The sequence below is a fragment of the Chryseobacterium sp. genome, from assembly GCF_019236175.1.
Taxonomy (GTDB): domain Bacteria; phylum Bacteroidota; class Bacteroidia; order Flavobacteriales; family Weeksellaceae; genus Chryseobacterium.
Genome location: NZ_JAFAJM010000007.1, coordinates 64,216 through 77,463, shown reverse-complemented (window position 1 = coordinate 77,463; position 13,248 = coordinate 64,216). Strand labels below are relative to the sequence as shown.

10 protein-coding genes are annotated in these 13,248 nt (G+C 36.7%); 2 read left to right on the top strand and 8 right to left on the bottom strand.

Annotation, left to right across the window (positions count from 1 at the left end; all coding sequences use genetic code 11):
• The first annotated feature begins 39 nt into the window (after positions 1-39).
• Together JO178_RS07230 and JO178_RS07225 are read left to right on the top strand one after the other, a co-directional pair.
• Entirely contained in the window at positions 40-2,409 is a 2,370-nt protein-coding gene (locus tag JO178_RS07230) for an outer membrane beta-barrel family protein (protein WP_291933574.1), read from the top strand.
• A 106-nt stretch (positions 2,410-2,515) separates the two neighbouring features.
• Positions 2,516-4,381 carry a M1 family metallopeptidase gene (locus JO178_RS07225; RefSeq protein ID WP_291933570.1) on the top strand — a complete coding sequence of 622 codons (1,866 nt, stop codon included), beginning with the start codon at positions 2,516-2,518 and terminating at the stop codon, positions 4,379-4,381.
• A 36-nt stretch (positions 4,382-4,417) separates the two neighbouring features.
• Here the strand turns inward: JO178_RS07225 and JO178_RS07220 are convergent, their stop codons facing one another.
• From JO178_RS07220 to clpB, 8 genes are all read right to left on the bottom strand, one after another.
• Positions 4,418-5,809 carry a phosphatase PAP2 family protein gene (locus JO178_RS07220; RefSeq protein WP_291933567.1) on the bottom strand — a complete coding sequence of 464 codons (1,392 nt, stop codon included), beginning with the start codon at positions 5,807-5,809 and terminating at the stop codon, positions 4,418-4,420.
• Between the two features lie 104 nt (positions 5,810-5,913).
• A complete protein-coding gene (locus JO178_RS07215; protein WP_291933564.1) occupies positions 5,914-6,906 on the bottom strand; it encodes a zinc metalloprotease in 993 nt (330 codons plus the stop codon).
• 302 nt (positions 6,907-7,208) lie between these two features.
• Positions 7,209-7,850, bottom strand: coding sequence for a response regulator transcription factor (locus JO178_RS07210; protein ID WP_291933562.1), 642 nt, complete (start codon positions 7,848-7,850; stop codon positions 7,209-7,211).
• Positions 7,847-8,632 carry an ATP-binding protein gene (locus JO178_RS07205; protein WP_291933559.1) on the bottom strand — a complete coding sequence of 262 codons (786 nt, stop codon included), beginning with the start codon at positions 8,630-8,632 and terminating at the stop codon, positions 7,847-7,849. The genes JO178_RS07210 and JO178_RS07205 overlap by 4 nt, the downstream gene beginning before the upstream one ends.
• Positions 8,611-9,261: a hypothetical protein gene (locus JO178_RS07200; RefSeq protein ID WP_291933555.1), complete on the bottom strand. Its 651-nt coding sequence runs from the start codon at positions 9,259-9,261 to the stop codon at positions 8,611-8,613. Before JO178_RS07200 ends, JO178_RS07205 begins: the two co-directional genes overlap by 22 nt.
• A gap of 41 nt (positions 9,262-9,302) precedes the next feature.
• Positions 9,303-9,827 (bottom strand): hypothetical protein, encoded by a 525-nt coding sequence (locus JO178_RS07195; RefSeq protein ID WP_291933552.1) that lies wholly within the window; start codon positions 9,825-9,827, stop codon positions 9,303-9,305.
• A gap of 210 nt (positions 9,828-10,037) precedes the next feature.
• Complete coding sequence (locus tag JO178_RS07190; RefSeq protein ID WP_291933549.1) at positions 10,038-10,187, bottom strand: hypothetical protein; 150 nt, start codon at positions 10,185-10,187, stop codon at positions 10,038-10,040.
• 143 nt (positions 10,188-10,330) lie between these two features.
• On the bottom strand, positions 10,331-12,925 hold the full coding sequence (gene clpB, locus JO178_RS07185) for an ATP-dependent chaperone ClpB (protein ID WP_291933546.1): 2,595 nt from the start codon (positions 12,923-12,925) through the stop codon (positions 10,331-10,333).
• Positions 12,926-13,248: the final 323 nt, after the last annotated feature.

The window sequence follows — 13,248 nt, the reverse complement described above, 5'->3', positions numbered from 1 at the left end:
GCTGTAAACGGCTTTGTGTGATTTAAAATGGTTTTAATTATGTATAAAATTCTTCTTTTTTTATGTCTTCCGATTTTGATTTTTGCTCAGAAACAGAAGCTGGAAGGTGTAATCGTTAATGCTGAAAATAAAAGACTTTCAGCGGTGAGTATCGAGTTGTATGATGGCCGGGAAAAATTAATCAGGACATTAAAAACGGATGATCAGGGAAATTTCTTCATAGAAGGGATTTCGGAGCAGAATATCAAATTACTGATTAAGAATCAGGGGTATGCTGTTGTTGAAGAAAAACTGGATCTGGAAAAAATAAAAGATCTCCATATTGTGCTGAAAAAAGACTCACACGAAATAGAAGGTATAGTTATGACTAAAAAGAAACCTTTGGTGAAAAGAAAAGTTGACCGTCTTGAGTTGAATGTGGAAAATTCTAATATTTCCTCATTAAATGCCTGGGAAATTTTAAAAAATACGCCCAATGTTACTGTGAATAACAATGTGATTGCCGTAAAAGGAAGTACCGGAATTCTGGTAACAATTAACGACAAAAAGATAATGCTTACCGGCGATGAACTTAAAAATCTTTTAGAAAATACTCAGGGTGACGAAATCAAATCAGTAGAGGTTATTACCAATCCGCCGGCGAAATATGAAGCTTCAGGAAGTGCTGTCCTCAATATTATCATGAAAAAAAATAAAATAGAAGGATACCGTGGAATTGTATCCTCCAAATATATACAGACGCAATATGCAAAGGCTGTATTCGGGGTTTCCCAATATTATAAAAAAGATAAACTTTCTCTCATGGCCAGCTATTACAGAGGAATGGGAACATATTACAGGGAAGGTACAGATTATGTCAATTACCAGGAAAGCCAGACGAAATGGATCAGTACAATGAACAGAAAGGATAAAAACAATAGCCAGAATACTTTAAACTTTAATGCAGAATATGCGCTGGACAGTCTTACCGGCATCAGTCTCAATTATTCAGGTTTTTTTGCGCCGAAATCTTTTGGAACGTATAATGTCCCTACAGTAATTTATAATCATCAGGATATTATAGAGTCTGATTATACAACAATTAATGATCATCAATCGAGAACCATTAACAATGCGGTGAGCTTTCAGATTGATAGAAAATTTAATAAAAAAAGTAGTTTGTCGTGGGTTAATTATTTTACAACCAATAACGCAGATAAATACCAAAGCGTAATTACCTCTCTGAATTTTGCAGGCCAGCCTCCCCGTGAAGAAAATTTTTTGACTCAGAATAATACTGATGTTAAGCTTTATTCCACTCAGGCAGATTATCAGTGGAAAAATGAAAAAATTGAATGGGAATCGGGAGCGAAATATAGTTTCGTGAAAACAAACAGTAGACTGGCTTTTTCTGATAATGAAAATGAAGTACTGCAATACAGACCCGATAAAAGCAGCATTTTCGATTACAAAGAACACAACTTAGCCTTCTATTCTTCTTTAGGTTATACGCTCGGAAAATGGAATTTCAAAGCCGGACTTCGTGCAGAAATGACAGATCTCGAAGGTGTGGTTTCTGAACCCTCTGATCGTAATAAAAATAAATACTGGAATCTTTTTCCTACCATGTACGCTCAGTATACCACAGAAAACAAGCAGGAATTTGGCATTTCTTATGGAAAGCGCATCAGCAGACCTACCTATTCATGGCTGAATCCTGCAAAATCCTACTATAATCTTTTTTCTTATTATCAGGGGGACCCGAAATTGAAAGCGACAATTATCCACAATCTGAATTTTACCTACTCCTGGAAAGAATGGAATCTGGATCTGTATTATCGTAAAGAGATTTATCCTTCCATGGAAATTTCCTACCAGCAACCCAGTACCAATAGTCTGATCTACTATTTTACAAACATAGAGAAAGGAGAAGCTTTTGGATTAAGCTTATATAAGAGTTTCCAGATTAAACCATGGTGGACCCTCATTGTATCAGAAAATCTTGAGCATAATGAAAATTATTTTAAAGGTACGGACGGACTGCTGTACAAAAATAAAGTTTGGAATTTGGTTTCCAATATTTCTACAAGTCTGACGCTGGATAAAAACGTCGACTGGAAAATGGAGGTCGGACATCGCTATTATTCTCCCGGAATACAGGGTACTTTCCGGATCTCAGGTGCTTGGGCAGCTTATTTTGTGATGAACAGGAAGTTCTTTCATAAAAAACTGGATGCCGGTTTTATATTTAATGATATATTCAGAACTATGGGACAGAAGGTGAGTACGCAGTATGCTAATCAGGACAATTATTTTTTAGATTACAGCGATACACAAGGTTTTACACTCTCTTTGAAATTCAATTTTGGAAATCAGGCCGTAAAAAATGCTAAAACAATAAAAAAGACAGACGAACAAGACCGCCTGTAGCAAATTGTAAATAAAAACTAATATCCATAAAACATTGCTATAAAAGAAATTGCTGTTCAATGTCACATTTTCGCTATTTTTGATACCAATCTTAAAAAAGATAGTTATGAAGAGAGTATTTTCTGGGGTGATGATCATAGTGTCCGTATTGCAAATGTCTGCTCAAGAGTTATATATGCCAAGGAATATTAAAAGAGCTTTCGACAGAGGAACGCGTGATATTTCCGGAGCGCCGGGGAAAAATTACTGGCAGAATAAAGGAATTTATAATGTAGATGTAAAAGTAGATGCCGGTACAAAAGTAGTTTCCGGAAAAGAAACAATCGTATATACCAATAACAGTCCGGATACTCTGAATGAGCTGGCAATAAGGTTTGTGAACAACCTTCATAAACCACAGTCTCCAAGATCCGGTTTTGTTTCTAAAGATTTTTTGTCTTCAGGGCTTAAAATCAAATCATTTATTGTAAATGGAGAAAAATATGACATTGATAGTGATGACTGGGGAACAGTCGAAAAAGTGAAGCTGAAATCTGCTTTAAAATCAAAATCAAAAGCTGAGGTAAAAATAGAATGGGAATATCCGCTTTCCGTGCAGAGTGGAAGAGAGGGGCAAATAGATCCTGAAACTTTTTATGTAGCTTATTCTTTCCCAAGGATTTCCGTATATGATGATTATAACGGATGGGATATGCTTCCGCATTCAGACAGACAGGAATTTTATAATGACTTTAATGATTATAGCTTCGCAATCACGGCTCCCAAGAATTATGTGGTATGGGCAACTGGTGATTTTCTAAACCCTGAAGCCGTACTTCAGCCGGAATATTTGAAGAGATATAAAGCTTCCCTGAAAAGCGATAAGGTAATGAGTATTGCCAATGAGCAGGAAATGAAATCCGGAAAAGTAACCAAACAGAACAAATGGAATGTATGGAAATTCAAAGCCAGTCATATTACCGATTTCTGTTTCGCTTTGAGTAATCACTATGTATGGGATGCCGCAAGTGTTCAGCTGAAATCCAAAAGAGCCAGCGTTCAGGCAGGATATAAAGCCGGAGCGAAAGACTTTGAGCATTATGTAGACTGGATGCGTTATAATCTCGACTGGTTTTCGAAAAACTGGCCGGGTGTGGAATATCCTTATAATGTAATGACCGCTATCCAGGGATATGCTGATATGGAATATCCAATGATGATTAATGATACAAGTATTCCTGATGATCTTAAAGATGCAAGACTGACGGCAGATCATGAGATCGCCCATACTTATTTCCCTTTTTATATGGGAATCAATGAAACGAGATATGCTTTTATGGATGAAGGCTGGGCTACAACATTGGAGTATCTGATAGGAATTGATGAAAACGGAGAAGCTGGGGCAAAAGAGTTCTATAAAAATTTTCGTGTAAAAAAATGGATTACTGATCCGTCTGCAGAACAAGATCAACCGGTGATTACCATGAGTACCCAGGTGAGTGGTGCAGGATATGGAAATAACTCTTATGTAAAAGCGTCTTTATCTTATCTTGCTTTAAAAGATTATCTGGGAGACGACCTTTTTAAAAAAGCTTTACATCATTATATGGATAACTGGAATGGTAAACATCCTGTTCCATGGGATTATTTCAATTCGATGAACTCCGGTTCCGGAAAAAATCTGAACTGGTTTTTCCATAACTGGTTTTATACCAATAACTATATTGATTTAAAAGTAACAGGAGCTTCTCAGATGAATGATATGCTTACTGTGAACGTAGCCAATGTAGGTGGATTTGCAATTCCGTTTGATGCACTATTGAATTATCAGGACGGAACTACGGAAAAACTGCACTTCTCACCTTCGGTATGGGAAAAAAATCAGAAAATGACTGATCTTGTGATTCCTATCAAGAAGAAAGTGAAATCAGTGCAACTGGATGGTGATATCTTTATGGATTATACCCCGGAAGATAACAGCAAAACATTATAAAGTAAAAAGCCTTCAACAATCTGAAGGCTTTTTTATTTAAAAATAGGCAGTTAGTCTGAGACCTAAAGTTATATAGTTGATTCTTTCTTTTGCGATCAGATGATTAAGTTCTTCGTTGAGCTCATCACTTTCTTTAATTTCATCACTGAAATGATAACGAATAGTAGATTTGACCTGATTATATTCGCTGTATAAAGTGAGTCCCAATCCCGGGTTAAATTTATAGGTCACGGAAGCTCCCGTATTCCAGCGGAAAGCCGGTTTGGGTTTGTATCTGGCTATGGGAAGCTCATGGGTAGGAGTATCTATATCATCGCTTTTTATAAAGACTTTTCCACTGGCTGTCGCAGAATATCCGGCCGTAGCTTTTAAGGTAACCTGCCATTTATCTGAAAACTCATGAGAAAAATAAGGTCCTATTCCTGCACTTAAGAAGCCCAGAGACTGGGTGATAATGCTGTAGTTTCCGAAATTTTCATCATTGTCTAAAGACTCCTTTATAGGTTTTACAGGAAAGCTGCTGAAACTGAAATCTCCTCCTACACCCCATTTTTTTGAAAAGAAATAAGCTCCCTCAAGCCCGCCTTCAAAACCAACCTGTTTCCGGTTGTCAAGATCAGATTCTTTAAGGAAATTGGTAGTTCCTAATGCCGCTCCGAATTTTATGGCAAGAAAAGAAGGGTAGTCATTTCCCTGGATTCTGGATAAAATACTTAAATTATCTCCTTTGTTTTTATATATTTTGTCAATAAAGAAATATCCTAATTCTGTTGAAATAATACCAATTCCTGCCCCTGCAAGAACATCCGGAAGCCAGTGTCTGTTGTTAAGATTTCTTCCAAGACCTGTAAAGGTCGCAGCACTATAACCGGCAATACTGTAAGCAGGATTTACCATGCCATATTCCTTATGTAGAAAGCTTGCATTGGTGAAAGCCATGGCAGCATGCCCCGACGGAAACGAATTATTTTTAGATCCATCCGGTCTTTCCACTTTTGCCGTATATTTTATAGAGTTGACCAGGATTCCCATAATGGCTAAACTTGTCACATAAGAAAGTGTGGCTCTTCCCAGGTTATTTCTTCCTTTTACTCCGGCAAGCTTTAATCCGTAAACAGTGGCTGCAGGGGCATATTGTAAATAATCATCATATCTTGCTTTGAAAGTCGGAAGGTAGCGGTTGCGGACTTCTCTGATGTTTTCTTTTTCACCCCATGTGGCCGCGGCAGCAGTAAAAAGTAAGGCAGGAGCTACTGATTTTTTGACCCATTCTTTTTGGAAAAAGGGTGTTTTATTCTCAATAAGTGTTGGTGTTTCTGCATTGATTAGTGCAATGTCTTTTTCAAGATTACGAGATTGTAATGTATCTTGTGCTTTATAGCAGCTTAAATGCAATAAAAAGCTCGCTGCTAATATTATTTTTTTCATCCCTATTTTAAAATCGTGTAAAAATAAAAAAAAAATCCATCTCTGGGTAGAGATGAATTTTTTATAACGAAAAAATTATTTCGCTGATATTGAAGTGATTATTGTTAATAGAGTCTTAACCCTGATCTTGGTCCGGATGCAGAAACTACAGCCTGCATTCTCTGTCTCTGATTAGTGGTAAACATCACCATAATTTTATCATCTACATAGTCCATATAATTCATGAATATCTGAGAACGGCTTACTCCGCCACATGCACGGCTAAGAGGGTAAGTAGGAGTTCCGTAGTTTGGACCGGGAGAAAGCGGAGTATCATCAGAATAGTCAGTCTGACATCCTGTATTAGACGATCCCCAAAGGTGTGGAAGATTCAAGTAATGTCCTACCTCATGAGTTGCGGTTCTTCCTAAGTTGAATGGTGCTGAGGTACCGGAACCCGTCCCTATATAAGGTGCTCCGATAACAACTCCGTCTAAAGAAGCCGAGATCGTTCCGGGATAATATGCATATCCAAGAGTCCCGTTAGTCATTTTATTAACAATCCATATATTCAGGTAATTGTCAGGTGACGTAGCTGCAATCCCTGTAGTAGCTGATTTCATTTTATTTTCATCAGGATTCCAAAGTGTAACACTGCTTTGTTTTCTGACTGTTTTTGCCAATTTGAACCTGATCTTTGTATCTCCCGCTTTTACAGGAACAAATTCTGAAGGTGTATTGCTGTTATCTGCATTGGTGGCCCCATAATCTCTGTTTAAAACATCAATCTGTGACTGTAATCTTGCGTCAGATACATTCTCACCGCTCGTATTGTATACCACATTAAATACGACAGGAATTTCTACCGTACCATCCGCCAGTACTTTACCTACTTTGATATCGTTAAGGCGCTGTTGGGTAAACTTTTCAATAGATTCCACACGGGCTCTGGCTGCAGGATCTGAATTTAAAATCTGATCCCTCATAAAATCTGAAGGACATACTCTTTTACTTGCTGATTGTTGGGATTGAGCTTCCGGTTGTTCCGCGGAAGTATTGACATCGTTGTTACAGGAAGCTAAAAATATAATTCCAGCTCCCAAAAGAAATTTTTTCATATTATATTTAATTTGGATTTGAGATTGTGAATTTATATTAAAATAAATTAATATGCAAATTATTTGTAATTTATTTGATTTTTATTCATTTTTTACACTTATTTATTGTGATTATGTTAAGTTATTTGAAGTTGGGTTGTGTTTTAATCAATAATGATTATTTTTAGATTTTATTTCACGTTAAAGTGTGTTTTTTATTAAAAATTACATGTTTTTTTTATTTTTATAAAATTTTGATCTATGAAAAAACCATCCTGGATTACAGAATGGTTTTGTCTTTATTTGTCGTGTATGTCAGCTGATTAGCCTGCGAAGCCATTTTTAATGGCAAAGACCGCCAGCCCGACGCGGGTTTTTAAATCCAGTTTTTCACACAGCTGATCACGATAGCTTTCAATAGTTCTCGGGCTACAGCACATCTTATCAGCAATTTCTTTATAACTAAGCTCTGTCACAGTATATTTAAGGAATTCTTTTTCGCGCTCAGATATTTTTACCGTAATTTCAGTTTCTATTTCCTTATTAAGGTTAGAAAAAATAATTTTAGAGGCCCATTCAGGATAAAAGAAACCCTCGGAATTTAATCTTGTAAGTGCCGTTTCCAGATCTTTAGGATGAGTGTTCTTTAATAAATATCCTTTTGCTCCTTTTTTAATCATCTTAATGACACTGTTGTCATCTCCCTGCATGCTGAGAGCCATTACTTTGATATTGGGGTGGTTTTTGGTAAGCCATACAGCTGTTTCAAAACCATCCATAATCGGCATACTGATATCCAAAAGAATGATGTCCGGAATTTTCTCCCCGTCTTCGAATTTACGGATCAGGTCTTTTCCATTTTCGCAGACGTAGATCACTTCAAACTCATTAAAGTTACTGATAATACCTTCCAGCGCTTTCGCAATGAGTATATGGTCGTCAACAATTACAATCGTTTTTTTCATGATGCTTTATTTAAAATAATATGAAGCTGAGTGCCTTCATTCTCTATACTTTCAAAATGAATATCAGCGCCGATAATTTTGGCTCTGTTCTTCATATTGGTAAGGCCAATCCCGTTGGAGGTAACCCGTGATGTATCAAACCCGATACCGTCATCATTAATTTTAAGCTCCCAAAGAATCTCTTCTGAAGTATTTAATTTGATAAAAATATTTTTACAGTCAGCATGTTTTATGCTGTTTTGAATAAACTCCTGAATGATTCTTAAAAGTACGTTTTTATGGACAAAACTCAAATCAAGGGTATCAAAATTATAGTCAAAACTTACCCTGCACTTTCTGAAGGAATTTGTGATATCTACTTCTTCCTGAATTAATGTTTTAATATCCTTCTGATTGATGTTATCATCCGTTAATGTTTTTGACAGATTACGGAGATCCTGCAAAGACTGGTTGATAATCTGAGATACCTGCTCTATTCTTTCACTGGCTTCGGGAACCTTATTTTCATACAGCATTTGTTGGGTATAGAGGCTTACCAGTGTCAGTTTCTGACCGATATTATCATGAAGTTCACGCCCGATCTGCTGCATAGTGGCCTGTTGGATTTCCAGCTGGGTAGTCAGGAGCTCTCTTTGATGGATCTCATTTTTAATTTCGATCTCATTCAGATATTCTTTCTTACGCTGTCTGTAATTCCTGATATAAATAGCAATAGCCACTACAAACATGACAAAGAATATATTAAATAAAATAATCGTAATTAAGAGTTCTGTTTTCCCCATATGAATGAAATTGAAAATAAGATATACATTGCGGCTCCTGAAACCTGAAAGTACACGAAATATAAATCCCAGATCTCTCTATACTGCCACAGGAGAGAAGTAAATGTCATAAGTGGAAGAGTTCCGATATAGAAAAGGGTAACTCCCAGGTTGATGTAAAACATTTTATTCTTACTGAAATTTAAAATTTCCGAAGAATTTACCTGTTTATAATATTCCATGATAACGAGAATCATTAAAAGGAGGCAGCCCAGCGTATAGTTAAACGGGAAAACCACCTTTTTGGCTACCGGGAAAAATAAGGCAGTGGGAATAAACGAAAAGAGATAAATGGCGGTAAATGTATAAAACAGTTTCGTGCTTTTCAGCGATTGTTTAGCATACAGCCAATAGAAGAATATAAATTGCAGTGGAATGACAAAATAATTGTAAAATTTTACTCTGTGTATTCCAAGCGTCTGTTCGCCCCATTTTACAGATGATTCACATAAAAAGATAACAATGAGATACAACGCCAGATATTTCCAGTATTGTTTTTTTATACGATTGAAATAAATAACAGATGTAAAGGCGGAAAATCCTTCCGCCCAGTACATGAATTCTGAAAATATTTTTTGAAGTTCAGTCATTGTGTTTTTAGATAAAACAATGTTTTTTACTTAGTATTGATTTAAAATCCTTCGGCAAATGAATTACCCGGAGGAATCAGAAAACCCTGATTTTCTGCAATGGAGTTTTCATCACTTCTTTGCATGCGGTTTAAAGCTATGGATCTGGACTCACCGTCAACAGCTGATATCGGCTTAAAATCACAATCGTGAATTTCACCGTTCTCATCCTCTTTTTTCAGAGTGGGCACCATCACCAATGTATGCTTTTCAGCATATTCTTTGGCTACAGGATGAGACGCCATAATTTCCCAGTTTTCAGATTTAGGATAAGCTGCATAATAGAATCTTATTCCCAGATCATTTTCAGTAGTCTCAGGATTCATGACGCTGGCCTCCTTTTCTATCGTGGCAATGAAATTTTTTAATTTAGGAAGATCAAACCATATAGAATGAGCATCTGTTATTCCTAAAGTTTCATTGATAGCATTCAGATGATTATTGCGATAATTATCAATCAAAGCCTGAATCAGATTGTTTGACATAGTACCTGAAGGCTCATGCTCGTTAGTAGATTCTTTTCCCATAACTTAGTAGAATAAAAATATTAGTGTATCTGCAAATTTCGCAAAAAAATACGGGAGATAAATTATGAAATATTACGGGATTATACTGTTTATTTTACCGTGATTTTACGGATTGTGAAAAAGTTGCCTTCAAAGAGATTGTTGTGAAAAGGCGATATGAAGAATTTGGGGTGAAATAAAGTGAACCGGAGAAAAAATCTCCGGTTTTTTTTAAATGCACATATTTTTTCTGGGATCTCTGCAGATATTGCCGGCATCACAGCATAGTCCCGGCGGGCACAGCATGTCCATATCACAGCTCATGATCTCGGCCTTTCCGCCTGAGATTTTTTTCAGATCATCTCTTTTTAATTTTTTCATAATAATTTTAGTTTTAACTCATAATTTTTAGCGATGTAAATATATAAACATTTCACATCATGATGATAATTAATAAAAAAATAAGTGCTGTAAATTTCTCTACAGCACTTACTTACAAAAATAATGTATATGAAAAAAACTATTTATTTTTCAGTGGGTCTGAAAACAAGACCGGTTTCTACGAAGTAGTCTAATGTAATTCTGTCCCCATCATTCACATTTCCTGCAAGGATTTCTTTGGAGAGTTTATTAAGTACCTCCTGTTGAATCACTCTTTTTAAAGGTCTTGCTCCAAATGCAGGATCATAACCTTTTTCCATCAGATAATCTACGGCATCCTGAGTGAAAGTCATAATGATATTGCGTTTGGCCAGCATATCATTGAATCCTCTCAACTGATACTGAACGATTTTTCCGATTTCTTTTTTTCTTAAAGGCTGGAACAATACGATCTCGTCAATTCTGTTCAAAAATTCCGGACGCAGGGTTTGTTTTAATAAATCAAAAACATCTTCCTTTGTTTTATCCACAATTTCATCCTGATTTTCTTCAGTGAGATTTTCAAAGTTCTCCTGAATCAGGTGCGAACCTAAATTCGAAGTCATAATGATAATCGAGTTTTTGAAATTCACTACACGGCCTTTATTATCCGTTAAACGTCCGTCATCCAAAACCTGCAGCAATGTGTTGAAAACATCCGGATGTGCCTTTTCAATTTCATCTAAAAGAACCACGGAATAAGGTCTTCTTCTTACCGCTTCAGTTAACTGACCTCCTTCATCATAACCTACATATCCCGGAGGCGCTCCCACTAATCTTGAAACACTATGACGTTCCTGATATTCACTCATATCAATCCTTGTCATATTGTTTTCATCATCGAATAAAAACTCCGCCAGTGCCTTTGCTAGCTCAGTTTTACCTACCCCTGTTGTTCCTAAGAACAAGAAAGATCCGATTGGTTTTTTATCATCACTTAATCCGGCTCTGTTTCTTCTGATCGCATCCGCTACAGCCTGAATCGCTTCATCCTGTCCTACGACTCTGTGGTGAAGTTCAGATTCCAGATTTAATAATTTTTCTCTTTCTGACTGCAGTAACTTGGTTACCGGGATACCGGTCCACTTACCAATAACTTCAGAAATGTTTTCAGCAGTAACCTCTTCTTTGATCAGCTCATTCTGATGGTTTTGCATTTCCAGTTCCACTTTAGCCAGTTCTTCTTCTTTCTCACGAAGCTTTCCGTACTGGATTTCCGCTACTTTGGCATAATCTCCGGATCTTGAAGCTCTTTCTGCTTCCAGTTTCAATGATTCTATATCTTTTTTGATCTGGGTAAGATCTTCACTTTTTTGTTTCTCTTTTAGCCATTTGGCATTGATCTCATTTCTTTGTTCAGAAATTTTGGAAATATCTTCCTTCAGATGATTGATCTTAGTTTCATTACCTTCTCTTGAGATCGCTGCCAGTTCAATTTCCAGTTGCATCAGTCTGCGGTCGAGAACATCCAGCTCTTCCGGCTTCGAATTGATTTCCATTCTCAGTTTGGCAGATGCTTCATCAATAAGGTCTATTGCCTTATCAGGTAGGAATCTGTCAGAAATGTATCTCTGGGACATTTCTACCGCAGCAATGATCGCTTCATCTTTAATTCTTACTTTGTGGTGAGCTTCATATTTATCTTTAATTCCCCGAAGGATGGAAATAGCGGACTCCGTATCCGGTTCTTCTACCATTACCTTCTGGAAACGTCTTTCCAGGGCTTTGTCTTTTTCAAAATATTTTTGATACTCATTCAGCGTGGTAGCTCCAATTGCTCTTAATTCTCCTCTTGCCAAAGCCGGTTTTAAGATATTGGCCGCGTCCATAGCGCCTTCACCGCCTCCTGCACCCACCAGTGTATGGATTTCATCAATGAAAAGAATGATCTGTCCGTCTGATTTGGTGACTTCATTCACTACGGATTTCAGACGTTCTTCAAATTCTCCTTTATATTTTGCTCCGGCGATCAGGGCTCCCATATCCAATGAATATAAAGTTTTATCCATCAGATTTTCAGGAACGTCACCGCTGATAATTCGGTGAGCAATACCTTCTGCGATAGCCGTTTTACCTACTCCCGGTTCTCCGATCAGGATAGGATTGTTTTTTGTTCTTCTGGAAAGGATCTGTAAAACCCTTCTGATTTCTTCATCTCGTCCGATGACAGGGTCCAGTTTTCCTTCGGCTGCTAATTCATTAAAGTTTTTAGCATACTTATTTAAGGACTGGTAGGTTTCTTCCGAGCTTGCAGAAGTAGCCTTACTTCCTTTTCTTAATTCTTTAATTCCACCTTCCAGTAACTTTCGGGTAACACCCATATCTTTCAGCATTTTGGATACTTCAGAATTCGTTTCTAAAAGTGATAACCATAAATGTTCAATGGTTACATATTCGTCACCCATTTTTTTTGCGATGTTGGGAGCATCCAGTAATACTTTGTTTGCCGATTGTGAAAGATAGATGTTTCCTCCCTGTACTTTGGGAAGTTTCTCCAGACTTTCACGGTTGCGCTCTCTTACTAAAGCAGCATCAGCTTCTGATTTTTTTAATAAGAAAGGCGATATATTTTCATCTACCTGAAAAATTCCTTCAAGTATATGTTGAGGTTCGATACTTTGATTGCCTAATTCCATGGCGATCTGTTGAGCTGCCTGGATGGCTTCCTGTGATTTTACAGTATATTGGTTTAAGTTCATATTTTATATATTTTTGGTTTTGATTTCTTCCAAATCTGAATTTATAAAAAACATCAAGAAACTAAATTTTCAGGCTCAGTTTCTTAATGCCATCAATTATTTAATCATTTATTCGATGACTGTATCGCAAAAACTGTTCAATTATTAAATTTACAAAAAAATAGGACAAATTTTCCGAATTTAGTATTTTTAACGTAAAATTAACTTGACAAAATTTCCGGTTCTTATTATTTTCCTTCAAATACATGAACAATACGTCATATCCGGATTGTTGTCGACAGATGGAGTGTAGCACATGAGCCAATGAATGAGTGATTTTTAAA

Coding starts and splice junctions, on each gene's coding strand:
- JO178_RS07230 (WP_291933574.1), top strand. CDS start 40: ATGTATAAAATTCTTCTTTTTTTATGTCTTCCGATTTTGATTTTTGCT.
- JO178_RS07190 (WP_291933549.1), bottom strand. CDS start 10,187: ATGAAAAAATTAAAAAGAGATGATCTGAAAAAAATCTCAGGCGGAAAG.
- JO178_RS07210 (WP_291933562.1), bottom strand. CDS start 7,850: ATGAAAAAAACGATTGTAATTGTTGACGACCATATACTCATTGCGAAA.
- JO178_RS07200 (WP_291933555.1), bottom strand. CDS start 9,261: ATGACTGAACTTCAAAAAATATTTTCAGAATTCATGTACTGGGCGGAA.
- clpB (WP_291933546.1), bottom strand. CDS start 12,925: ATGAACTTAAACCAATATACTGTAAAATCACAGGAAGCCATCCAGGCA.
- JO178_RS07225 (WP_291933570.1), top strand. CDS start 2,516: ATGAAGAGAGTATTTTCTGGGGTGATGATCATAGTGTCCGTATTGCAA.
- JO178_RS07215 (WP_291933564.1), bottom strand. CDS start 6,906: ATGAAAAAATTTCTTTTGGGAGCTGGAATTATATTTTTAGCTTCCTGT.
- JO178_RS07220 (WP_291933567.1), bottom strand. CDS start 5,809: ATGAAAAAAATAATATTAGCAGCGAGCTTTTTATTGCATTTAAGCTGC.
- JO178_RS07205 (WP_291933559.1), bottom strand. CDS start 8,632: ATGGGGAAAACAGAACTCTTAATTACGATTATTTTATTTAATATATTC.
- JO178_RS07195 (WP_291933552.1), bottom strand. CDS start 9,827: ATGGGAAAAGAATCTACTAACGAGCATGAGCCTTCAGGTACTATGTCA.